Origin of the sequence: Pseudomonas sp. ICMP22404 (assembly GCF_006227205.1) — a bacterium.
Classification (GTDB): Bacteria; Pseudomonadota; Gammaproteobacteria; order Pseudomonadales; family Pseudomonadaceae; genus Aquipseudomonas.
This window is the reverse complement of sequence record NZ_VCNG01000015.1, coordinates 23529-46922: the sequence shown is the minus strand read 5'-3', so window position 1 is coordinate 46922 and position 23394 is coordinate 23529. Positions and strand designations below refer to the sequence as shown.

Genomic DNA, 23394 nt, shown 5'->3' with positions numbered 1-23394 from the left:
GTTCAGGTCCCTCGGTCGTTGTCGGCCAGGCCGAGCAGGCGCTGGCGCAATTGTGGGTCCCGGGCCCGCGGATCGAGCCAGATGGCGAAGAACGCCCGGGCAAACACCGGGTCGGCAATTTCATGGCTGAGCTTGCCGTCCACGTAGAAGCGGCAGCCCTTCCCCGGCAGATACAGGCCAGTGATGCGCATGCCGGGACGCACGTCCACGAATGCGGCCCCCATCGCCTGGGTCCAGGCCTCAAGGGACTGGGCCGTCACGCTGCCGGGGCCAAGCCGCTGCATTTCCTCAAGGCTGGCCTGCACCAGCGTTTCCCGGGACATCGATCGGTGGTAAAGCAGCTCAAGCGCGAAGGGCCGGTTCCAATCCTGCGCCGGGCCGGCGGTCCACAGCCGGGCGGTGTACAGACGCAGGCCGAACCAGGTGAAATCCCCCTCACCCAGCCGTTGCGCGGTTGGCAGTGCCGCTCGCCAATCTGCGGCGGCCGACGACATCACCGTCAACATCAGGCAGAGGCAGGCCCAACGAACAGGATGCGCCATGAGGAACCTGTAGAATGATAAAATATCTGTACAAAGTTAGTTTCTTGTACAGATAAATGCAATTCATGTATAGATTTTTGCGCTGCACGGCCCCCTGAAAAAGGAGTTTTCATGCTGTACGTAGTCATGCTCGGCGGTCGTCACCCCCGCGCCAGCATCGAGATACACGACGTGGTGTTCGCGCAGGCGGACTCGCTGGAACACGCTTATCCCCAACTGCGCCAGGCCTGGTTTGGTAGCCAAAAGGGTTTGCACATCGACGCCTGGCTGGAAGTGGACGGCATCGACACCTACCGGGTCGAACTCAGCCCAATGGCCCCAGGCCCTGATGAGCCAAGGCTGTTTTTCATCAACCTTGGCGGCTACGAGCGCGATGTGTTTGGCGAGGCTCACCGCTACCTGCTGGTGGTGGCTCGGGACAAAGCCCAGGCCAAGCAGCTGGGCAAGCGACGCATGCCGACGGACTGGCTCAAATCACACACCGACGCCGTGTTTGAGGTGGATGATTGCCTGCCGGTTGACTGGGTGAACGGCCATTATGTCCATCTGATCGCAGGTGCCCACAAGGGCATTCGCCAATGCAGCGATTACATCCAGATATGAAGTTTGGCCGCCAAGCCCCTTACTTGATCCTGACCACAACCTTCCCCTTCGCACGGCCCTGAGCCAAATAATCAAGCGCCCCCTTGGCTTGCTCGAAGGGAAAGACCTGATCGATCACTGGCTTGATGTGCCCGGCTCTGATCAGTTCGCCAATCGCATTCAATTGAGTTCCCTCCGGGCGAACGAAGAGAAATGAATAGCTGATGTCGTTTTTCTTCGCCAGGCCCATGATCTTGCGACTCATCAGGCCGAATACGAAGGCGAGGAAGAAGTTCAGCCGGCGAGTTTGCGCGAAGGCTTTGTCCAACGGGCCGATGAGGGAAACAATTTTTCCTCCGGGTTTGAGAATACCAACGGACTTTTCAAGGGTATCGCCCCTGGTCGTACCGAGTACCACATCGTATCCCTTCAGTACCTGTTCGAACGCCTGTTTCTTATAGTCGATCACTTCGTCCGCGCCCAAGTTGCCAACCCACTCGGTATTGATGGTGCTGGTGGTCGTGGCGACCTTGGCGCCCAGGTATTTTGCCAGTTGGATCGCGAACGTCCCGATGCCCCCCGAGCCAGCCGGGATGAATATTTTCTGGCCGGGTTCAAGGTGTACACGCCCTTTCAGCGCTTGCCAGGCGGTGAGCCCCACCATCGGAATAGAAGCGGCTTGCACGAAGTCCAGGTTGTCTGGCTTTAGCGCTGCAACACGCTCCGGTACGGCGACATACTCGGCGATTGAACCGATGCCAAGGTCAAACACACTGGCAAAAATGGCGTCACCGACCTTGAAGCGAGTCACAGCGCTTCCAACCTCCCTGACTACGCCAGCGAGATCGCTGCCCATCGTGGCGGGCAGCTGGAATTTCAAGACGGGTTTGAACATGCCGGTGGTAATCATGTTGTCGATCGGATTCAACCCGGCAGCGTGGACCTCGACCAATAATTCGTCAGGCTTGATGCTCGGGCGAGCAACTTGCTCAAACCCGACATCCGGCGACTTGCCATAGCGTTTGAATGTGAGTGCTTTCATATTGATTCCGATAGATGAATGGGGCTATGGCGTATCGCGGCTCAGATCTGATTTCGGCTTCCAATGGAAGTGCATATAATGATTACGACCAAACTCTAAAAAGTCAATATTTTGATGTCGGACGACATCAATGTATGCTGACGGCATAGAAAACACGTGGATAGACCATGAAAGTCTCGAAAAAACAGGCGCAGGAAAACCGTGCGCACATCGTGGCAACGGCATCGGCTCTCTTTCGAGAGCGCGGTTATGACGGCGTCGGCATAGCGGATTTGATGGCCGCCGCCGGTTTTACCCAGGGAGGGTTCTACAAGCATTTCAACTCCAAAGCCGATCTGATGGCGGAGTCGTCTGCGTGCGGCATTGAACAGTCTGCGGCGCTATTGGCTGGCGCCTCGGCTGAGGATTTCGTGAAGACCTACCTGGCGCGCGATCATCGCGATCATCGCGCCACAGGTTGCACACTGGCGGCCTTGTGCGCTGACGCCGCGCGCAAGGAAGAAACGGTTCGCACCACGTTTGCGGCCGGTATTGAAGCCCAGCTCGCGGCACTGTGTGAAGGCAGTAGCGAAGCGGACGGCCCAGACGCTGCGCAGGTCCGTGCAAAACATCTTGCCTTGATGGCCCATGCCCTTGGCGCCGTGGTCATGTCCCGCGCCTGTCCGGATGACTCGCCGCTGGCCGATGAAATTCTTGCGGTGTGCCGTGATGCGATTCTTGGAATGATCGCGCCCGCGGGAACGGCGGAGGCGGCCGAACAGGAAAAATGATGCTTGGGATGGCGAGGCCGCTCGCGATGGCAGCGGCACATTCAGCCTCTCGGTGACTGACATACCGCTTTCGCGAGCAGGCGCGCTCCCACAGAGGGATAGCGCTTTTAAACGCCTTTGGTCGAAGGCAGCAAAATGGTCAACACACCCAGCAACGGCAGGTAGGAACACAGCGTGTAGACATACTCGATACCGTGGATGTCAGCGAGGTAGCCCAGCAACGCAGCGCCGATGCCGCCGAAACCAAACATCAGGCCGAAGAACACGCCGGCAATCATGCCGACATTGCCCGGCACCAGCTCCTGGGCAAAGACGACGATGGCGGAGAACGCCGAGGCGAGGACGAAGCCGATGATCATGCTGAGCACGCCGGTCCAGAACAGGTCCACATAAGGCAGCGCCAGGGTGAAAGGCGCGACGCCGAGGATCGAGAACCAGATGACCTTCTTGCGGCCGATCTTGTCGCCGATAGGGCCGCCGAAGAACGTGCCGGCCGCCACCGACCCCAGGAAGAGGAACAGGTACAGCTGGGAGCTGGTCACCGACAGGTGGAATTTTTCGATCAGGTAGAACGTGAAGTAGCTGGTGAAACTCGCCATGTAGAAATATTTGGAGAACACCAGCAACGCCAGGACCACCAGCGCAGCGGTCACCCGGCCCTTGGACAGGCCGTGGGTTGCCTTGCCGCCCTGTTTCAACTTGAACAGGTTGAGGTGGTTGCGGTACCAACGACTCAGGCCGTACTGCACGAAGATGGCGAAGACGGCAAACAGACCGAACCAGGCAACATGGCCTTGACCATATGGGATCACAATGGCCGCGGCCAGCAACGGACCGAAGGCACTGCCCGCATTGCCGCCGACCTGGAACGTCGACTGCGCCAGACCATAGCGACCACCTGAAGCGAGCCGTGCGACACGGGAGGTTTCCGGGTGGAAGGTTGAAGAGCCGATGCCCACCAATGCGGAAGCGATGAGGATCGCGCCAAAACTGCCGACGAACGCCAGCATCATGATGCCGATGAGGGTGCAGACCATCCCGGCAGGCAACAGCCAGGGTTTGGGATGACGATCCGTGTGATAGCCCACCCACGGTTGCAACAGCGAGGCGGTCAGTTGGAACGTCAGGGTGATCAATCCCACTTGGGTGAACGTCAGGCCGTAGTTGGCCTTCAGCATCGGATAGATGGAAGGCAGCACGGCCTGAATGAGGTCATTGATCAGGTGCGCGAGGGCACAGGCACCGATGACCCGCATGACAAGCGGGCTCGTTTGGTTGACGACGGATGCCGTGGTCGAGGCTGTGGCGGTGGTGGACATGACAAAAGCTTCCAGGCGATAGGTCTGAAAAAAAACCTGGGCAGAAGGTGACAGCACTTTCTGACAGGCGCGTCGTCATCCTAGAATCCACGGAAATGTCTGTCTCACTGGACAAGGGAATCAACCATCGCAAAAAGGACATCATGATCAAGCCCTTGAATGAAGCGTTGCTCGAGATCGACGAAGGTGCCTGGACCATGATCGGCAGGGCAACCGATTACCCTGCGGATTGGTTCATCTCACCCCACTCCCATGAAAAGCACCAACTGATCTACGCCGTCGAAGGCGTGATGGTTGTACACACGGCATCAAGCCAGTGGACGGTGCCGTCGAACCGGGGGCTATGGATGCCATGCGGGCAGGTACATTCCGTGCGGTGCGTGGGGCACGTCAAAATGCGCAGCGTATTCGTCCGGCCTGATGCCGTGGCAGACCTTCCAACCGAAACGAAGGCCGTCAGCATTTCCGCCCTGTTGAGTGAGTTGATCAAGGTCGCCGTGCACCTGCCGCTCCCCCATGCCCCGAACACCCGCGCGGCCAGGGTGATGGCGTTGATCCTCGATGAGCTCGCCCTGCTCCCCACCCTGCCGCTGCACCTTCCGCAACCCACGGACCCGCGGATCAAGAAGATCTGCGTCACGCTGCAAGGCGACCCTGCCGATGGCTCGACACTGTCGGACTGGAGCGCCCGCCTCGGCCTTGACGGGAAGACGATCCAGCGGCTGTTTCGCAAGGAAACCGGGATTACTTTCGGACAATGGAGACAGCAGGCTCGCCTGCTGCAAGCGGTTGAGCGAATGGCGGTGGGAGAAAAAATCATCGATGTCGCGCTGGCACTGGGATACGACAGCCCCAGCGCGTTTACGAACATGTTCAGGAAGCAGTTCGGCAAGACGCCGAGCAAGTTTTTTACCTGAAAGGAGCGTTTCCAGATTTGCCAGTGGCGGCTGACAGGCCGCCATCGCGAGCAGGCTCGCTCCCACAGGGTTTGTGGTGAACACCAACCCTGTGGCCACCCAGCAAAAATGTGGGAGCGAGCCTGCTCGCGATGGCGGCAGATATTGAACATTTCAGCGACTGACACTCCGCATTCGCGAGCAAGCCCGCTCCCACAGGTTCTGTGATCTACTCACTGACACTACTCAGTTTCAGGGATAGTGGCTGATTCTTCACTGGACTCAGCAGCCAGTTTCAATCGATCCGCTTTACTGATGTACTTGGGTTTGTTCTTCGGCGCCAACTTGGCACTCGCCTTTTTGGCGTGGGCCTTTAGTAGCTGCTTGATTTTTTTCTGACGATTCATACGCTTCTGCTCAAATTCCGGCTTCCAGGATAATGACAGACCTCAACCCGTGAACGCCACAATCCCCTATGATCGGACCTACATGAACCCCATCGACGCCCTGTCGTTCCAACGCATCATCGCCGCCCATGGCTCGCTCGAGGGCGCGGTGTATTTCGACGCTGAAGAAGACCTCGTCCAGGAAATATTTCCCGATCGCATCGTTTTCCAGACCAACTACCTGGATTACCGCAGCTATGAAGTCGATCTCGCCGACGGCGCGATACGTGTCCTCAAGACACGGCTGGACAACTACCAGCGCGGCGACAAGGCAAAGGTGATCGAAGATGAAATGGATGAGGAAGACTGGGAGGAGCTGGGCACGCTGTGGCAACGCTTGAGCCGGGACCTGGACAGTCAGGGGTCACAGCCCAATCGGGTCGAGACGTTGGCCGATCTGTTCGATTGCCTGTTCGACGAGGATCGCGCGCAAGTGCTCATTCAAGGCATTGCGCCCCCAACGGCACAGTGGGACTGGGCGTGGACTCAAGTCGCATCAGCCCTTGCCCAGGCCAATCAATTGGCCGAGTTCGAATGGAAAGAGTGGTCGTCCTGCGGGGTCATCGCCGTCAACACCCTTGCCCCGCTACAGCAATTGAACATCGAGATCGCGATACCCGACCGTAAAACCGTCGATGCGATCAACGGTGCCAACGATTGGGAGCGGGCGCTGCTCCAGTATTTCAACGCACAGCTGGATGCCCATGACCTGAAGCTGCTGGCCATCGGCACTCACTTCGATGAGCACCAGACCTTTGCCTGTCTGCCCATGAACGGCTTGGGCCTGGTCAATGCGTTGGAAATCATGGGTAGGCTGGGTATCGTCCACAAATTCTGAGCCCCGAGTCGACGACATGAAAATCTGTGATCAATGCAGGAGCCTCATCCTCGACGACAACGCGGCCTGCCCGCGATGCGCCGAAGAGATGAGGGTCACCGTAGAAGCCCTCGCGCCACGGTCCAAGCCGCCGGTGTTGCCGAAGATCCTGAAGTGGCTGTTCATCGGCGTGGTAGTCGCGGTGCTCGTGGCGGTGGCAGCGATCACCTGGATTCTGAATTCGCTGGGGCCGATGCCTTCTTTCGGTTAACCGTTCATTGCCCAGCGAGCTGCTCGTACCGATGCTGGATACGCCTCAACTCGCCAGACTGGCGCAACTGTTCCAAGGCGCTGGCCCACGCGGCGACCCGTTCGTCGTCACTGTCGGGACTGAAGGCGATGTACAGCGATGAACGGTACAGTTCAATAGGTATTTTTCGCAGCGTGCCGGGGGCGATGTTCAACTGGCGGGTGTAGTACGCCACCCCCGCATCGGTGTCACCCACGATGATATTGGTGCGCCCCGCCAGCAGCATGCGGTAGAGCAACTTGCTCTCGGTTGCGCTTTTGTCGAGGTTCTTGAAGCCCAGCGATTGCAGCTTTTCAGGTACCAGCCCGGCGTGCCGCGTGGTGATCTGCTGGGCGCCCAGCAATTGTTCCAGGGAATGCACCGGCGGCGCACTCGCCAATTGATAAGGATAAATGGCCTCCTCCACGATCGGTCCGACCCACTTGTACAACGGCTCACGCTCCGGCGTGCGGAACAGCGAGTACATGATCGTCTTGGGCCGGGTTTTCAACACCTGAGTGGCGCGCATACTAGGTTGCAGCACCACTTCGAATTCATCCCCGGTCAGCGCCATGATGGCCCGAACGATCTCGGTGGTCATGCCGGTGAGCTGATGGTTCTCCTGATAGTTGTACGGTGCCCACTCCTCGGTGACGACCTGATATTCCTCGGCCCTGACAGCCCCCGTGCCAAGCAATAGACAGAACAGCGCCGTGGCGGGTATCGAAGGTTTCACGTGGTCTCCTGGAGGGGTCCGGGCCGTTCATGGGTGGGCTGATGGGAAGGATAAGGTAAGCATAGACTCAAACACGGGTGTGCTTGACTGAGCCGGCGATCTACCTTCAAGGCCCCATCGCGAGCAGGCTTTCACAACCAAAGCCTCCCAAGTATCTGTTATTTCTATAGTCGCTATCGATACCGGCACCGTTCTCGTCATCGTCCTCTCTCTCTAATCTGCCCACCAACGCGATCGACAGCGGTCGCGACAGTCAACCAGCCCTTATGGAGAGAGCCCAATGAACACACTCAACCGCACCCTGGCCATCGCTACCTTGGCACTCGCGACTCTCGGCGCAGAAGCCGCACCGGCACAGACCACTGCTACGACCACTGCTTCGGCTATCGGCAGCGTCATCCAATCCGCCAGCTACATCACCACCAAGGACGGCGTTCAGCTGTATTACAAGGACTGGGGCCCGCGCGATGGCCAGGTCGTCACCTTCAGCCACGGCTGGCCGCTGGACTCCGACAGTTGGGAAGCGCAGATGATGTTCCTCGCGTCGAAAGGTTATCGGGTTGTCGCCCACGATCGTCGCGGCCATGGACGTTCCAGCCAGCCTTGGGAAGGCAACGACATGGATCACTACGCCGACGACCTGGCGGCGGTCATTGAAGCGCTGGACCTGAAGGATGTGACCCTGGTGGGCTTCTCGACAGGGGGCGGTGAAGTGGCTCGCTATATCGGTCGCCACGGGACTGCCCGAGTCAAGAAAGCGGTGCTGGTGTCCTCTGTTCCGCCATTGATGCTCAAGACCGACACGAACCCCGGTGGCCTGCCACTCGCCGTGTTCGACAGCCTGCGCAAGGCGTCCCTGGAGAACCGCTCGCAGCTTTACCTGGACATCGCCTCCGGCCCCTTCTACGGTTACAACCGCAAGGGCGCCAAGCCGTCCCAGGGCCTGATCCAATCGTTCTGGGCCCAGGGCATGCAGGGCGGCGCCAAGAACACCTATGACTCGATCGCCGCGTTCTCGGCCACCGATTTCCGCGACGATCTGAAGAAGTTCGACGTGCCGACCCTGGTGATCCATGGCGACGCCGACCAGATCGTGCCGATAGACGCTGCCGGCCGGGCTTCGGCGGCGCTGATCAAGGGCGCCCGACTGATCGTCTACCCTGGCGCGCCGCACGGGTTGACCGAGACGCACAAGGATCGTCTGAACCAGGACCTGCTGACCTTCCTCAAGGAATAAAGCCAGCACACCCACGACAACCTCTACGGGAGCGAGCCTGCTCGCGATAGCGGAATATCAGTCAGCATCTTATGCGTCTGATAAACCGCCATCGCGAGCAGGCTCGCTCCCACATTTGTTCCCGGTAGGTAATCGGATCAGTGCCGCAGCAACTTGCGCAATGGAATCTCGTCCTTGCGTACCGGCGACTTGATGACGATGTAGCTGAAGTACTTGGAGATGCCGATGTTCTTGTCCAGCAGACTTTCCATCACGTCCTGGTAGTCCTGGATGCTGCGGGTCATGAAGCGCACCAGGTAATCGTAGCCCCCGCTGATCAAGTGGCACTCCAGCACTTCGTCCACCAGGCGGATGTTGGATTCAAATTTGGCGAAGTCTTCGCGCTTGTGGTCGCTCAGGGTGACTTCGGTGAAGACCGTCACCGAATCGGTAATCTTCGCCAGGTTCAGGTGCGCCTTGTAGCTGGAGATGTACCCCAACGACTCCAGCCGCTTGACCCGTTGCAGGCAAGGGCTGGCGGACAACCCCACGGCATCGGCCAGGCTGACATTGGTCATGCGGCCGTCTTTTTGCAGCTCGACCAAAATGCTGATGTCAATACGGTCCAGTTTCGCTAAACCTTCCATCGCATACCCCTTGCGTGCCGTTTGTAGACTATCTTCTAACAAAATCAGTGACGTAGCGACAACTGGTGCTGCGCCACCAGATCCGCCATGCTGTTGATGCAGTAGTCCGCCGCGCACGGCTGGAGCGGCAGCTCGGGGTTTCGGCAGATCAGGCACACAGCCCGATCCCGGCGTGAATGGGCGCCCGGACGGGTTACCTGGAGAATAGCGCCGGGATCGAGACCGTTGGCCGCCAGCCAATCGGGATCCTGCAAAGGATCGTTCGCCAGTGAGATGAAATCCTCCGGCTCGATACCCAGGCGTTCGCACAGCACGCCCCGGTCCTCGGCATCACGGTCGCCCAGCACCAGCAGACGGTAGAACTTGCGCAGGTAGAGCATCGCACCCGGTGCATCCTCGAACAGCGTCCAACTGGCCGCCGAGCGGGCGAAGCTCATGCCCTCCTCCCAACTGACCTTGAGCTGCCAGCGCTCAGCCAACTGACGGTGGGCGAAGCACAGCAGCCCACTGAAACCGAGCTCGCCAAAGCGTGGATAGAGGGCCCGCAGCGCCTCATCGAACTCGGTCAGCACCTGAGTTTTGTCCGGCGGGTCGCCATGGGTCTCCAGCAGCGGCTGCAAGGCCGTCCAGATGCCGGAATCCCGATCCACCAGGACCTCGTCGCAGTCGATCAACAACGCTCGATATTCAGTCAGCCTCATGGCTAAAAGCCTCCGATGAGTCCCTAATGCAGTTCATCCAACGCGTTGGAACGAGTGTGGCGAGGCAGCCTGCTTCCTCGCCACAGACGCTCAGTTCAAGACCCGCGCCAGTGCCCCTTCAAGAATCTGCAACGCTTCATCGATCTGCGCCTCGCTGGTCACCAGCGGTGCCAAGAAACGCATCACGTTGCGGTAGACCCCACACTTGATGACCAGCAACCCGCCCACACGGGCTTCGTCGATCAGGCGTTGGTTCAGGTCCGCGTCGGGGGTGCATGCTTCATCATTCTTGATCAACTCCATGGCCAGCATGAAACCGCTGCCACGCACATCACCGATCTGCGGGTAGCGGGCTTGCAGACGCAACAGCCCCTGACGCAGGCGCTCGCCCAGGGCGTCGCCGCGCGCCAACAGTTGTTCCTGCTCATAGGCCTCGATCACTGCCAGCGCCGCCGCGCACGACAATGCGTTGCCGCCATAGGTCCCGCCCAGGCCGCCAGGCAGTGGAGCGTCCATGATCTCGGCCTTGCCGACCACACCCGACAATGGCAGGCCACCGGCGAGGCTCTTGGCGACGGTGACCAGGTCTGGCTGGATACCGGCATGCTGGAAACCGAACCACTTGCCGGTGCGCCCGAAACCGGTCTGGATTTCATCGAGGATCAACACGATGCCGTGTTTCTCGGTCAGCGCACGCAGGCCCTGGAGGAACTCTACCGGCGCCGAAAGGAAACCACCATCGCCCTGCACCGGTTCGATGATGATCGCCGCGACCCGCTCAGGCGCCACTTGGGTGGCGAGCAGTTCGTCCAGCGCCTGGAGCGCCATCTCGCTGGTGACACCCCGATAGGCATTTGGATAGGGCGTGTGGAAGACTTCCGGCGCGAATGGCCCGAAGTTCTGTTTGTAGGGCTGGCTCATTCCGGTCAGCGTGGTGCCGAGCAGCGTCCGGCCATGGAACCCGCCGCGAAAGGCGATCACCGCCGAACGATGGGTGTGGGCGCGGGCAATCTTCACCGCGTTTTCCACCGCTTCGGCGCCGGAAGTGAAAAAGGCCGCTTTATAGGCGTGCTGGCCACCGATCATCTGGCACAGCCGCTGGGCGAGGTCCAGGTACGGCTTGTAGGCCACTACCTGGAAGCAGGCGTGGGAAACCTTTTGCAGTTGCGCCTGCACTGCCGCCACTACCTTGGGGTGATTGTGCCCGATGTTCAGCACACCGATACCGCCCACGAAGTCCAGGTAGCGCTTGCCGTCGACATCCCACAACTCCGAGCCCTGGGCCCGATCGATCACCAGCGGGTGCGCGGTCACCAGACCACGGGGGACGAATTGATCACGCTGACGGAGCAGACTTGGGGTTTCTTCGACTTTACTGTTCATGGCATTTCCCATAGTGAGCCAGGCAACCCGAAGCGGCTGCGATGTGTTCACAGGTTAAGCCTTCGACACAATGCTCTAAGCCGAACTTGCCCGCTGAGAAATCCGGATCGACTGTTTACACCCCGGCAAACAGCAGAATCCTCTCGCCCCATTGAGGCATGCTGGATACTCCTTATTTCCCGGCGAGAAGACCCATGGCCCTGCTCTACAAAGCTGACCCGGTACGCGGCGAACAGTGGAAGCGCCTGTTCGCCGAACATGCTCCGGATATCGAATGGCGCGCCTGGCCGGACATCGGTGACCCACGGGATATTCGCTACCTGGCGGCGTGGCAGGCACCGGACGATATCGAAACGGTGCTGCCGAATCTTGAGGTGCTGTTCGCCTTGTCGGCGGGGGTGGATCAGCTCGATCTGGGTCGCCTGCCGACGAACCTGCCGGTGGTGCGCCTGCTCGATCCGGGCATCAGCCAGGGCATGTGCGAATACGCCACGTTCGCCGTGCTCGGCTTGCACCGGGACATGCTGCGCTACCGTCAGCAACAGGCCGAACGGTGCTGGCAGGCACACCGACTGGTTCCCGCCCGGCAGCGTCGGATCGGGGTCCTGGGGTTGGGCCTGCAGGCCCGGAATATCCTCACCGCCTTGCAGCCATTCGGCTTCGCCCTGTCGGGTTGGGCCCGCAGTGAACACCAGATCGCCGGGGTGGCATGCTTTGCAGGTGCCGAACAACTGCCGGCGTTTCTGGGCCAATGCGATATCCTGCTGTGTGTGCTGCCGTTGACCGAGCAGACCCGGGGGATCCTCAACCGTGAGGTATTCCAGCAACTGCCCAAAGGCGCGGCCCTGATCAACATGGGCCGCGGCGGCCATCTGGTCGAAGCGGATCTGCTCGAAGCGCTTGCCGACGGCCAGCTCAGCTCGGCCGTGCTCGACGTACTGGAACAGGAACCGGCCGCACCGGATCATCCCTTCTGGCATCACCCGCAGATTCTGTTGACCCCGCACATCGCGGCAATGACCCAACCCGAAAGTGCGTTTGGCGTTCTGCTGGACAATATCCGCCGGCATCAGCGGGGCGAATCGATGCTTGGCCAGGTGAATCGCGAACGGGCCTACTGACGTTTCGAAAACACTGTGGGTGCGGGCTTGCTCGCGAAGACGGCGGCACAGGCAACATCTCTGCAAGCTGATCCATCGCTATCGCGAGCAGGCTCGCTCCCACCGGGGATTCGGGGGTGGAGATAATTCCTGTGAGCACCCCGCAAACACTGTGGGAGCGAGCCTGCTCGCGATGGCGGCGGCACAGCTGGCAACACTTCCAACTGCCCCACCGCTTCGCAAAACCGCCCCGATATTTACTGCTGGCTCGACACAGGATTTGAGCAAAAAATGTGGCCGGTGAAGCCGTCGTCAACGGAACCTGCCGAATCCATTCCAGCCTATTGTCAGGCCCGGTGGCAGGTGAGATACAAGGGCTCTCAGCGGACGAATCCGTCCGATTCCACGCCTTCCCAACGGGGATCTGCCATGTCCATTTCGCAACGCCCTGCTTACCTCTATCGACCCATGACTGCGGCAGATGTCCCCCGCGCCCATACGTTGTCCGTGAAACTGAAATGGCCCCATCGCCTGGAAGACTGGGCAATGCTGGAGCGTGTCGCCCAAGGGTTTGTGGTGGAAGACCAGGGTCGCCTCATCGGCAGTGCGTTCACCTGCCCACAGGGCAGCCATGCCAGCATTGGCCTGGTCATCGTCGATGACGAATACCAGGGCCAAGGCATTGGCCGCAGGCTGATGGAACTGGCCCTCGAGGCCTGCGGGACGCGTACGCCCATGCTCAACGCGACGTTGGCCGGTGCACCGTTGTATGCCAGCCAGGGCTTCGTCGATTTCGGGCATATCCAACAACATCAGGGACAGGCGCTTTCGCTTGCACCGCAGCCACTGTCCCCTGGCGAACGCTGCCGCCCGCTGACCGAAGCCGATCAGGCCGCAGTGATCGAACTGGCCAATGCCGGAAGCGGCCTGGATCGAACTGTCGTGCTGAACGATCTGTTCGATGTCGTCGAGCAGGCGGTAGGCATAGAGCAGGACGGCCGCCTGTGCGGCTTCGCCCTGCTGCGCCCGTTCGGGCGGGGTCGCAGCATCGGCCCGGTCGTTGCGCAGACCCTGGAGCAGGCCCGGCACATGATCGCGGTCCTGCTGGCGCAGATCCCGGACGCTTTCGTACGCATCGACATTCCTTCCAATAGCGGCTTGACGGCCTTTCTGGAAGAGGCCGGGCTCAAGCAAATCGACACCGTCGCCCAAATGGCCCTCGGCACACCTCCCCAGGCCACCGGCGCGGTGCAACAGTTCGCGCTGGTGACCCAGGCCATTGGCTAACACATACTTTTCCTGGAGAGTCACCCCCATGCCCGAACCTACTGCAATGCTGTTGGCCCGCGCCGACGGCAGTCCTGTCGCCACGACCTTCATCCTGACCTCGTTGGGCGCCAACGATCCTTTCGACCGGCTGATCGCCTTCGCCGGGGAGGATGGCATCGCCGCCGGTGTAGTCGAGCTGAGCGGCCAGACCCGAGTCGACCACTATCCGTTCAGCGAAATGATCGTGGTGCACGCCGGTGCCGTCACCCTGCGCAGCCAGGAGCAGACGCTCCAGCTCAAACCCGGTGAAAGCGCGGTGATCGCCCGCGGCACAGCAGTGGAGATCGACGCACAGCCCGATTCGCGCTGGGCCTTCTGCGCCGACACCCAACCCGTCGCAGCGAGCACCCCCGGGCTCACGGCACTGCCTGCGCACACCCTGCTCTCGCCTTCCGCTGCGCCCGATGCCGAGATCCTGCTCAGCCCGGCGCCGCAGTGCCGCTCGTACAACGTGTTCGTCGAACAAGCCACCGACCTGCGCATCGGTGTCTGGGATTCGACCCCCTACACGCGCAGGGCACGGCCTCACAAACTGCATGAACTGATGCACCTGATCGAAGGCAGCGTCACCTTGCAGACAGCCGACGGCAGTGACCTGATCGTCAACACCGGCGACACGGTCTTCGTTCCCCTCAATGCCCGTTGTGCCTGGAAGAGCAATGTCTACGTGCGCAAGTTCTATGTCGTCAGATAGGTCTGATTGAGCAGCACCACCGCCATCGCGAGCAGGCTCGCTCCCACAGTGTTTCCGGGTGTTCACAGAAGTGGTGTCCACCTCAGATCCCTTGTGGGAGCGAGCCTGCTCGCGATGACGGTGGCACAGTCACCATCACCTTCAACGGCCCCACCCGCTTCCACAAAGAAAACCACGCAAAAAAAAGCCCGCAGTGTGAGCGGGCAAAAGGTGTTGCGTGACCGTGGGCTCAAAGCGCCGCAGCAATCGCCCCGCCAACGTCCTGGGTCGAGCCCTGCCCGCCCAGGTCCGGTGTGATAGGCCCTTGGGCGATCACGCGTTCGATGGCCTTGAGAATCCCGTCATGGGCCGCCCGGTAACGCTCATCCCCATTCCCCAGGAAGTCGAGCATCAAGGCGCCCGACCAGATCATCGCAATCGGGTTGGCGATGTTCTGCCCATAGATATCGGGGGCCGAGCCATGCACTGGCTCGAACAGCGACGGGAAACGTCGTTGCGGGTCGAGGTTGGCCGAGGGCGCAATGCCGATGGTGCCGGCGCATGCCGGGCCGAGGTCGGAAAGGATATCGCCGAACAGGTTCGACGCCACCACCACGTCAAAACGGTCAGGCTGCAAGACGAAACGCGCGCACAGGATGTCGATGTGCTGCTTGTCCCACGTCACCTCGGGGTACTGCTCGCCCATCAGCGCCGTGCGTTCGTCCCAGTACGGCATGCTGATGGAGATCCCGTTGGATTTGGTCGCCGACGTCAGGCGCTTGCGTGGCCGGGTCTGGGCCAGGTCGAAGGCGAACTTGAGAATCCGGTCGACACCACGGCGGGTAAACACCGACTCCTGGAGCACGAACTCATGCTCGGTGCCTTCGAACATCTTGCCGCCAACGGAGGAATACTCGCCCTCGGTGTTTTCACGGATGACGACGAAATCAATGTCTCCCGCCTCGCGCCCGGCCAACGGACACGGCACGCCGGGGAACAGTCGCACCGGGCGAATGTTCACGTACTGGTCGAAGTCGCGACGGAACTTGAGCAACGACCCCCACAGGGAAATATGATCCGGCACCTTGTCCGGCCAACCCACGGCACCGAAGTAGATCGCGTCGAAGCCCTTGAGCTGTTCGAACCAGTCGCTGGGCATCATCTGCCCATGTTCCAGGTAGTAGTCGCAGTGAGCCCAGTCGAGCACTTCGATGTGCAAATCCAACTGCCATTTCTTCGCGGCCTGCTCCAACACCCGTAGCCCTTCCGGCAAGACTTCCTTGCCGATGCCATCGCCGGCAATGGCGGCGATTCTGAATGGTTTACTCATCAATCCTGGTCCCCTGCTGTCTGTTCAAACGATGACCGGCTCACAACCCACCGATGTGGAAAGCCTTGACTTCGAGGTACTCGTCCAGCCCGTACTTGCTGCCCTCGCGACCCAGGCCCGATTGCTTGATGCCGCCGAAGGGCGCCACTTCCATGGAGATGATCCCGGTATTGAGGCCGACCATGCCGAACTCCAGTGCCTCGCCGAAACGCCAGGACCGACGCAGGTCCTGGGTGAAGAAATAGGCGCCCAGGCCATACGGCGTGGCATTGGCCAGGGCCAGCGCCTCCTCTTCGGTGGTGAAGCGCATCAACGGCGCCACCGGGCCGAAGGTTTCTTCGTTGGCCAGCAACATTCCGGCATGGGCTTCGCCAAGCACGGTGGGCTGCACGAACTGGCTGTCACCTTCAGGGATGCCACCACAGAGCAGGCGAGCGCCCTGGCTCAACGCATCGTCGATGTGCCGGGCGACCTTGCTGACCGCCGCAGGGTTGATCAGCGGGCCGATCGTCACATCCGCTTCCAGGCCATTGCCGATCTTGAGCTTGCCCACCTCTTGCACCAGGCGTTCGGCGAAACGCTCGTAGATGCCATCCTGCACCAGGATGCGGTTGGCGCAGACACAGGTCTGACCGGCATTGCGAAACTTGCTGAGCATGATGCCGGTCACGGCCTGCTCCAGGTCCGCGTCATCGAACACGATGAAGGGAGCATTGCCGCCCAGTTCCAGGCTCAGGCGCTTGATGTGCTCGGCACTCTGGCGCATCAGCAGCCGACCGACCGCCGTGGAGCCGGTGAAGGAGATCTTGCGCACCGTCGGGTTGCCGGTCAGCTCTTCGCCGATGCCCGCGGGCAGGCCGGTGACGACGTTGAACACACCTGCGGGAATCCCGACCCGCTCGGCCAGCACCGCCAGCGCCAGGGCCGACAGCGGCGTGAGCTCCGAAGGTTTGACAATGACCGGGCAACCCGCCGCCAGGGCCGGGGCGCACTTGCGGGTGATCATTGCGTTGGGGAAATTCCAAGGGGTAATGGCCGCGCAGACCCCCACCGGTTGCTTGAGGGTGAGCAGGCGACGGTCGCCGCTGGGCGCCGGGATGGTTTCGCCATAGATCCTGCGGGCTTCCTCGGCAAACCATTTGGCGAAACCGGCACCGTAGCGGATTTCACCCTTGGCTTCGTTCAGCGGCTTGCCCTGCTCGCAGGTCATGATCAGCGCCAGGTCGTCGAGGTTGTCGATCATTGCCTGGTACCAGCGCTCCAACAGCACCGCACGCTCCGCCGCCGGACGGGCGCGCCAGGCCGGCCAGGCACGCTCGGCGGCCTCGATGGCACGACGGGTCTCCACACCCTGCAGGGCCGGTACGCGGGCCAGCAGCTCACCACTGGCCGGGTCGATGACGTCAAGGGTGGCGGCATCGTCAGCGCCGGTCCACTGACCGTCGATATAGGCGAGCTCTGCCAGCAGGCTGGGGTCTTTCAATAGCGTCTTGAGCATGGTCGTGTCCTGTTCCGAGGTATTTCCAGTCTAGGGAGATGCCGCGGCGCAGGATGCTGAAAGCGGGTGTTGGGCAGTGCGGGATGCTGAAGTTGCGGGGTGGGACGGCAGGCTCTACCGGGACATGAAAATCACCACCAACCCTTGTGGGAGCGAGCCTGCTCGCGATAGCGCTGGGTCAGTCAACGACGATGTCGACTGTGACATCGCCATCGCGAGCAGGCTCGCTCCCACAGGGGTTCGGTGGTGATTCAAGAGGCGTTTACAGTTTCAAGGACCCCAACACCCCTTCCAGAAACCGTTCGCCCGCGTCCATCTGGCTGACCTCGATGAACTCATCGGGCTTGTGCGCCTGTTCGATGGAGCCTGGGCCACAGACCACTACGGGTACATCCAGGCGTTGTTTGAACAGGCCGCCTTCGGTGCCGAAGGATACCTTGGCGGTGCCGGTGTCCGGGGCGGCGAAGTTTTTCAGGAAGCGCACCGCCTCCACGCTCGGGTGGGTATCCAGGCCCGGGTAGACGTTCAAGGTGTCGATCTCGATAGCCGCCACGCTGGAGAGTTTTTTTGCTTCACCGACGATCATTTCGGCGCGCTCGCGCAGTTGCTCCAGGAACTGATCCAGGTTGTCAGCCGGCAAGTTGCGCACCTCGAAATCCAGGGTGCACAGGTTCGGCACGATGTTCAGGGCCTTGCCACCGACGATCTGCCCGACGTGCACGGTGCTGTAGGGCACATCGAAATCCGTATCCCGGGCGCCCTGCTCCTGCAACTGCTGCTGGCTCTGGCGCAGCGCCGCGATGAAATCGCATGCCACGTGAATCGCGTTCACCGAAAGCGGCGCCAGCGACGAGTGCGCCTCCAGGCCCCGACAGTAGGTACGGTAGGAACCCTTGCCCTTGTGCCCGAGCACGAACTGCATGTTGGTGGGCTCGCCGATCACGCACAGGAACGGCCGGATCGGCGCCAGGTGAAGCACATCGAGCAGACGACGCACGCCGACACAACCGATCTCTTCGTCATGGGACAGCGCCAGTTGCAACGGTCGGCTCAACGAGCAGTCGGCGGCATCGAGCATGGCGTCGATGGCCAGCGCGATGAAGCCTTTCATGTCACAGCTGCCGCGACCGTAGATCCGGCCGTCGCGCAGCGTCGCCTGAAACGCCGGGACGGTCCACGCCTGTCCCGCCGCCGGCACCACGTCGGTGTGCCCGGACAACAGGATCCCCGGCTGCTCACGGGGGCCGGTGCTGGCGAAGAGGTTGGCCTTCTTGCCGCTCTCGTCCTTGACGATCAGCGACTCGATGCCCTTGCTCGCCAGCAGCTCGCGCACATACTCGATCAAGGCCAGGTTCGACTCCGAAGAGACCGTTTCAAATGCCAGCAGGCGTTCGAGAATCGCCAGTACCCTTGGTTTCATGACGCTTTGCTCCGTTGCTCGGCAGAAGAGGCGAACCGGCAAATGGAGAACGGTTCGATGGAAGTGCTGGTGCTGCCGGTGCTGATCAGCTCGGCCATGACATCACCGACACCCGGGCCGAGCTGGAAGCCGTGACCGCTGAAACCGAACGCATAGTACAGGCCATCCACGTTGCCACTGGGCCCCATCACCGGCAGCGAGTCGGACAGGTAGCCTTCGATCCCGCTCCACACGCGGATGATGTTCAGGTTGCCGATACCTGGCACCAGGCGGCGCATCTGGTCCAGCTGATTGAGAATACTGCGCGGCTCGACATGGGCCCGACGGTTGAGCATGTCCGGCTTGCAGCGATAGCCACCGCCGATGATGATGTTGCCCCGGGGGATCTGACGGAAGTAGATCACCTCTTCGGGTATCTTGGTGTACACGCCGATCACCGTCGGCAAGGCATACGGCACCGGCTCGGTGACCGCCATCTGCGGGCCGTTGGTCTCCAGCGGCACCGGCTCACCGAATTGCTCCGAGAGCTTCTGGCCCCAGGCCCCCGCGGTGATCAGCAGGCGCGCGGCGCTGAACCGGCGACCGTCGGTGGTGGTGACGCTGAACGTATCGGCGTTGACCTTCTGCACTTCGGCCACTTCGGTCCGCTCTTCGATGCGCGCCCCCAGCCGCCGGGCCGCCCGCGCAAACGCAGGCGCCGCCAGACGCGGGTTGGCGTGGCCATCGTGAGGCGCATAAGAGCCTCCCTTCACGTCTTTGCCAAGGAACGGAAAACGTTCATGCAGTTCGGCGCCACGGTAGATCTTCAAATCCAGCTGCACCGCTTCAGGGGCTGCGGCGTAAGCCTCAAGCTCAGCAATCTCGTCTTCGCGATAGCACACGCGCATATGCCCGCTGGCGATGAACTCCAGGTCATCGTCGATCAATTCCGGCAAGCGTTTCCACAGGGCAAAGGAGCGATTCGCCAGCTCCAGTTGCCCGAGGTAACGCCCCTGGCGCCGAACGTTGCCGAAGTTGACGCCGCTGGCGTACTGACCGATCAGGTCGCGTTCCAGCAGAATCACCGACTGCCCTCGCTGGCGCAGGAAAAATGCTGACGCCGCGCCCATCACACCACCGCCGACAATCAACACATCGGCCTTGTTCTGGGTCATGGCGTCACCTCCCGGGTGAGCATCGAAAGCGGCTTGACTGGCGCCTGGCCACGTTGGCGGCCGACCTCCCGGACGTCGACACCGGCCGCCGCGGCAATCACTTCGGCCCCGGCCTGGGCGCAATAGCGCCCCTGGCACCGGCCCATGCCGACCCGGCTGAAGGCCTTGGCCCGGTTGACTTCGCAGGCGCCCTTTTCACTGACGGTGCGCCGCAGCTCGCCAGCGGTGATCATTTCACAACGGCAGACAATGGCCTCGTCCGGCAATGCCTTGGCTTGCGCCGCCGGCCAGGGAAACGCCTGGGCCAGACCGAGGCGAAACGCGTCCATCACCTTGAGCGCCTGGCGCTGCTCGGTGACCTGGGCGGCATCCACCGGCTGCTGCAGATCGCTCAGCACCGCCAGGGCGGCCAGACGACCGGCGCATTCGGCGGCATCGGCGCCACGGATGCTCGAACCATCGCCGGCGGCATAGACACCGCTGACCGAGGTTCGCCCGTCCTCATCCGTCGCCAGCAGCCACTGGCTGGATACCTCGTCGAAACGCAAGACACAGCCAGCCAGATCGGCCAACTGGGTTTCCGGACGCAAGTGATACCCCAGGGCGACGGCGTCACAATCCACCGTCAGCGTCACGCCACCCGCGGTACGCACACGCACGCCACTGACACCACTGTCCGCCTCCCCCAGTATTTGCAGCGGTGAAATACCCAGGTGCACCGGGACTTTCGCCTGGCGCAACTGCGCCAGCAGCTTCATGCCGGTGAACAATAAACGGGGACGCGCCATGAGTTTGGGCAGGGCCTTGATACGCTTGCCCAAGGGCGAAGTGTCGAGCACCGCAGCCACATTGGCACCGGCCTTGAGGTATTGGCTGGCAACGAGATAGAGCAACGGCCCGCTGCCCATGAACACCACCCGGTGACCAATGGAAACCGCCTGGGCCTTCAACGCGATCTGCGCGCCGCCGAGGCTGTAGGTGCCGCCCAACTGCCAGCCTTCGATGGGCATCAGGCGGTCGGTGGCGCCGGTGCAAAGCACCAGCGCGTCGTAATCCACCGTCGAATGTTCGCCCTGGCTGACGCAACACAGTTGCCCCGGTGTCAGGTTCCACACCAGGGTGTCCGGACGGTAGTCGATCTGCAGGCGCAAACGGTCGAAACTGTCGTGCAGGTCCCGGGCCTTCTCGGCCTCGGTGCCGTACAGCGTGGTGTAGGTACGGGTGAATCCTTCGGGCTGGCGGCGGTAGATCTGTCCGCCGTCGCGCCGGTTTTCGTCGATCAGGACCGGCCTGAAGCCCGCCGCGACCAACGTCTGGGCGCAGCGAATGCCCGCCGGCCCGGCACCGACTATCGCTATCCGCGCAGTGGCCATATTGCCTCCGGTTGCCGGGTGATGATGTCCAAGCCCTCGCGGACTTCATTGGAGCAGGCACGCAGGCGTTCGCCGCTGCGGGTCCAGACCCAGCAGTCCTGGCAGGCGCCCATCAGGCAGAAACCGGCGCGGCTGCCCGGATCGAACTCCGACTGGCGCAACGCCGGGCCGTGGGTCAGCAGCGCGACCATCAACGTGTCGCCCTGCAACGCCTCGACGGGGACGCCATCCACGGTCAGTTTGACGACGGGCCGGCCCTGTTCGGCCAGCCTTACGAAACGAGCGCTCATGCGTAGGCTCCGACAATCATGCTGTTTGCATCCTGCTGCGTCTTGAGCAGCTCGCCACCGTCGTGATGACAGAGCACCTCGCTGCCACCCTCGATGACGCGCCGGGGCGGCGCGGTGCGGTTGCACAGGCCGTCGACGCGCACCGGGCAGCGATTGAGAAAGGTGCACAGCGTCGACGCCTCGGCCTTTTCACCCAGTGCGGGCAGCGTGCCGCAGGTGGTCGTGCCACAGCTTTCCAGCCAGCCCTGGCGCAACTCAGGCACCGAATGGATCAGCAGGTCGGTGTAGGGATGGAACGGTGCCTGGGCGAACGATTGCCGTGAGCCCTCCTGGACCTTGTGGCCGCTGTACATCACGACGATGTCATCGCACAGCGCCCGCACCGTGGAAATGTCGTGGCTGATGAACAGGTAGGAAACCCCCAGTTGCTGGCGCAAGTCGCGCAGCAGTTCGAGAATCGCCGCGCCCACCACCGTATCGAGGGCCGAGGTCACTTCATCGCAAAGAATCAGGTCCGGCTTGGCCGCCAACGCGCGGGCCAGGTTGACCCGCTGCTTCTGCCCGCCGGACAGTTCGCCCGGACGGCGCTCGGCCAGGGTTCGCGGCAGGCGCACCAGGTCCAGCAACTCGCCGATACGTTCACGCAGCGCTGCACCCTTGAGGCCGAAATACATTTTCAGTGGTCGGCTCAGGATGGTGCTGATGCTGTGCATCGGATTGAGCGCGGTGTCGGCGTTCTGGAACACCATCTGGATTCGCCGGAACTGTTCATCGGTGCGCTCGGACAGGCTGCCGCCCAAGGGCTGGCCATCGAACGTCAACCCGCCAAGAGCCGGTGGCAACAGCCCCGCCACCACCCGCGCCAGGGTGGATTTACCCGACCCCGATTCGCCGATCACCCCGATGGCCTGGCCCCGGCGCACAGTCAGGTCGATGTCCTCGAGCACGCGGATCATCGGCATCCCGCGACGGTCCTTGTCGCCATAGCCGGCGGTCAGGCCCTGGATCGTCAACAGCGGCGTGTCCGCGGCCACGCCGCAGGGTGGACGAATCGTCGTGTCCGGCCGCGCCGCCGCCAGCAGGCTGCGGGTGTATTCGTGGGCCGGCCCCTTGAGCAGTGGCGCGGTGGCGCTCTGCTCGAAGATCTGCCCGCCGTTGAGCACGACGATCTGGTCGGCCATCTGCGCGACGACCGCCAGGTCGTGGGACACATAGACCGCCGTCGCGCCACGCTCGCGCACGACCCGCTTGAAGGCCCGCAACACGTCGATCTGGGTCGTGACGTCGAGGGCCGTGGTCGGCTCATCGAGCACCACCAGCAAAGGATCGCTGATCAACGCCATGGCGGCCATCACCCGTTGCAGCTGGCCGCCGGAAACCTGATGGGGGTAGCGCTGGCCGATGCGTTCGGGGTTCGGCAGCGCCAGGTCCCGGAACAGCCCGATGGCCTTGGCTTCGAGCGTGGCCCGGTTGCCCAGGCCATGGATCAGCGCGCCTTCGACCACTTGGTCGATCAGCTTCTTGGCCGGGTTGAACGCCGCGGCGGCGCTCTGGGCAATGTACGAGACACGGTTGCCGCGCAAGCCTTGCAACTCGCTTTCACCGAGGGCCAGCATGTCATGCTCGCCGATGCGCACGCTGCCGCCGGCCAGGCGACAACCGCGCCGTGCGTAACCGAGCAGTGCCAGGGCAATGGTGGTCTTGCCGGAGCCGGACTCGCCGATCAGCGCCAGCACTTCGCCTTTCTCCAGGGAGAAACTCACGCCCTTGACGATTTCGACTTCGCCGCGCTCGTCACCGGCGACGACCCGCAGGTTTTCGACTCGGATCAATTCGCTCAT

24 protein-coding genes are annotated in these 23394 nt (G+C 61.9%); 9 read left to right on the top strand and 15 right to left on the bottom strand.

The window, feature by feature from the left end:
- Positions 1–2 precede the first annotated feature (2 nt).
- Complete coding sequence (locus tag FGE05_RS23005) at positions 3–542, bottom strand: chalcone isomerase family protein (protein WP_139648564.1); 540 nt, start codon at positions 540–542, stop codon at positions 3–5.
- A gap of 111 nt (positions 543–653) precedes the next feature.
- Here FGE05_RS23005 and FGE05_RS23000 point away from each other — a divergent pair, with 111 nt between their 5' ends.
- On the top strand, positions 654–1145 hold the full coding sequence (locus tag FGE05_RS23000) for a DUF1543 domain-containing protein (RefSeq protein ID WP_139648562.1): 492 nt from the start codon (positions 654–656) through the stop codon (positions 1143–1145).
- Between the two features lie 19 nt (positions 1146–1164).
- On the opposite strand, the gene FGE05_RS22995 is transcribed toward FGE05_RS23000, so the two are convergent.
- The gene (locus tag FGE05_RS22995) at positions 1165–2166 is read right to left on the bottom strand and encodes an NADP-dependent oxidoreductase (RefSeq protein WP_139648560.1); all 1002 of its coding nucleotides are present in this window, start codon (positions 2164–2166) and stop codon (positions 1165–1167) included.
- Between the two features lie 167 nt (positions 2167–2333).
- On the opposite strand from FGE05_RS22995, the gene FGE05_RS22990 reads away from it, so the two are divergent.
- A complete protein-coding gene (locus FGE05_RS22990; protein ID WP_139648558.1) occupies positions 2334–2936 on the top strand; it encodes a TetR family transcriptional regulator in 603 nt (200 codons plus the stop codon).
- Positions 2937–3043: 107 nt separating this feature from the next.
- Here FGE05_RS22990 and FGE05_RS22985 read toward each other — a convergent pair whose 3' ends face one another.
- A complete protein-coding gene (locus FGE05_RS22985; protein ID WP_139648556.1) occupies positions 3044–4255 on the bottom strand; it encodes an MFS transporter in 1212 nt (403 codons plus the stop codon).
- Between the two features lie 95 nt (positions 4256–4350).
- Here FGE05_RS22985 and FGE05_RS22980 point away from each other — a divergent pair, with 95 nt between their 5' ends.
- Entirely contained in the window at positions 4351–5172 is an 822-nt protein-coding gene (locus FGE05_RS22980; RefSeq protein WP_139648731.1) for a helix-turn-helix domain-containing protein, read from the top strand.
- A gap of 221 nt (positions 5173–5393) precedes the next feature.
- Here the strand turns inward: FGE05_RS22980 and FGE05_RS22975 are convergent, their stop codons facing one another.
- A complete protein-coding gene (locus tag FGE05_RS22975; RefSeq protein ID WP_139648554.1) occupies positions 5394–5558 on the bottom strand; it encodes a DUF2986 domain-containing protein in 165 nt (54 codons plus the stop codon).
- 49 nt (positions 5559–5607) lie between these two features.
- Between FGE05_RS22975 and FGE05_RS22970 the strand changes: the two genes are divergently transcribed.
- Together FGE05_RS22970 and FGE05_RS22965 are read left to right on the top strand one after the other, a co-directional pair.
- Entirely contained in the window at positions 5608–6435 is an 828-nt protein-coding gene (locus FGE05_RS22970; RefSeq protein ID WP_175385841.1) for a hypothetical protein, read from the top strand.
- A gap of 16 nt (positions 6436–6451) precedes the next feature.
- Positions 6452–6685 (top strand): hypothetical protein, encoded by a 234-nt coding sequence (locus FGE05_RS22965; RefSeq protein WP_139648552.1) that lies wholly within the window; start codon positions 6452–6454, stop codon positions 6683–6685.
- Positions 6686–6689: 4 nt separating this feature from the next.
- On the opposite strand, the gene FGE05_RS22960 is transcribed toward FGE05_RS22965, so the two are convergent.
- A complete protein-coding gene (locus FGE05_RS22960) occupies positions 6690–7439 on the bottom strand; it encodes an ABC transporter substrate-binding protein (RefSeq protein WP_139648550.1) in 750 nt (249 codons plus the stop codon).
- A 280-nt stretch (positions 7440–7719) separates the two neighbouring features.
- On the opposite strand from FGE05_RS22960, the gene FGE05_RS22955 reads away from it, so the two are divergent.
- Positions 7720–8676, top strand: coding sequence for an alpha/beta fold hydrolase (locus tag FGE05_RS22955; RefSeq protein WP_139648548.1), 957 nt, complete (start codon positions 7720–7722; stop codon positions 8674–8676).
- Positions 8677–8813: 137 nt separating this feature from the next.
- Here the strand turns inward: FGE05_RS22955 and FGE05_RS22950 are convergent, their stop codons facing one another.
- The 3 genes from FGE05_RS22950 to gabT form a co-directional block, all read right to left on the bottom strand.
- Positions 8814–9302 carry an Lrp/AsnC family transcriptional regulator gene (locus tag FGE05_RS22950; protein WP_003203167.1) on the bottom strand — a complete coding sequence of 163 codons (489 nt, stop codon included), beginning with the start codon at positions 9300–9302 and terminating at the stop codon, positions 8814–8816.
- Positions 9303–9346: 44 nt separating this feature from the next.
- On the bottom strand, positions 9347–10003 hold the full coding sequence (locus FGE05_RS22945; protein ID WP_139648546.1) for a 2-haloalkanoic acid dehalogenase: 657 nt from the start codon (positions 10001–10003) through the stop codon (positions 9347–9349).
- 90 nt (positions 10004–10093) lie between these two features.
- Positions 10094–11386, bottom strand: coding sequence for a 4-aminobutyrate--2-oxoglutarate transaminase (gene gabT, locus FGE05_RS22940; protein ID WP_139648544.1), 1293 nt, complete (start codon positions 11384–11386; stop codon positions 10094–10096).
- Positions 11387–11580: 194 nt separating this feature from the next.
- Here gabT and FGE05_RS22935 point away from each other — a divergent pair, with 194 nt between their 5' ends.
- From FGE05_RS22935 to FGE05_RS22925, 3 genes are all read left to right on the top strand, one after another.
- On the top strand, positions 11581–12507 hold the full coding sequence (locus tag FGE05_RS22935) for a glyoxylate/hydroxypyruvate reductase A (RefSeq protein ID WP_139648541.1): 927 nt from the start codon (positions 11581–11583) through the stop codon (positions 12505–12507).
- A 408-nt stretch (positions 12508–12915) separates the two neighbouring features.
- On the top strand, positions 12916–13773 hold the full coding sequence (locus tag FGE05_RS22930) for a GNAT family N-acetyltransferase (protein WP_139648539.1): 858 nt from the start codon (positions 12916–12918) through the stop codon (positions 13771–13773).
- Positions 13774–13801: 28 nt separating this feature from the next.
- Entirely contained in the window at positions 13802–14509 is a 708-nt protein-coding gene (locus FGE05_RS22925) for a cupin domain-containing protein (RefSeq protein WP_139648537.1), read from the top strand.
- A gap of 229 nt (positions 14510–14738) precedes the next feature.
- On the opposite strand, the gene FGE05_RS22920 is transcribed toward FGE05_RS22925, so the two are convergent.
- The 7 genes from FGE05_RS22920 to FGE05_RS22890 all read right to left on the bottom strand — a co-directional run bounded on the left by FGE05_RS22920 (position 14739) and on the right by FGE05_RS22890 (position 23394).
- On the bottom strand, positions 14739–15818 hold the full coding sequence (locus FGE05_RS22920; protein ID WP_139648535.1) for a tartrate dehydrogenase: 1080 nt from the start codon (positions 15816–15818) through the stop codon (positions 14739–14741).
- A 40-nt stretch (positions 15819–15858) separates the two neighbouring features.
- Entirely contained in the window at positions 15859–17316 is a 1458-nt protein-coding gene (locus FGE05_RS22915) for an NAD-dependent succinate-semialdehyde dehydrogenase (RefSeq protein WP_139648533.1), read from the bottom strand.
- A 262-nt stretch (positions 17317–17578) separates the two neighbouring features.
- Positions 17579–18736, bottom strand: coding sequence for an acetylornithine deacetylase (argE, locus tag FGE05_RS22910; RefSeq protein ID WP_139648531.1), 1158 nt, complete (start codon positions 18734–18736; stop codon positions 17579–17581).
- Positions 18733–19890 (bottom strand): FAD-binding oxidoreductase, encoded by a 1158-nt coding sequence (locus FGE05_RS22905; protein WP_139648529.1) that lies wholly within the window; start codon positions 19888–19890, stop codon positions 18733–18735. The genes argE and FGE05_RS22905 overlap by 4 nt, the downstream gene beginning before the upstream one ends.
- Positions 19887–21263 carry an NAD(P)/FAD-dependent oxidoreductase gene (locus FGE05_RS22900; protein ID WP_139648527.1) on the bottom strand — a complete coding sequence of 459 codons (1377 nt, stop codon included), beginning with the start codon at positions 21261–21263 and terminating at the stop codon, positions 19887–19889. Before FGE05_RS22900 ends, FGE05_RS22905 begins: the two co-directional genes overlap by 4 nt.
- Entirely contained in the window at positions 21245–21553 is a 309-nt protein-coding gene (locus FGE05_RS22895) for a (2Fe-2S)-binding protein (RefSeq protein ID WP_041020269.1), read from the bottom strand. Before FGE05_RS22895 ends, FGE05_RS22900 begins: the two co-directional genes overlap by 19 nt.
- Positions 21550–23394, bottom strand: a complete 1845-nt coding sequence (locus tag FGE05_RS22890; RefSeq protein WP_139648525.1) for an ABC transporter ATP-binding protein — start codon at positions 23392–23394, stop codon at positions 21550–21552. Before FGE05_RS22890 ends, FGE05_RS22895 begins: the two co-directional genes overlap by 4 nt.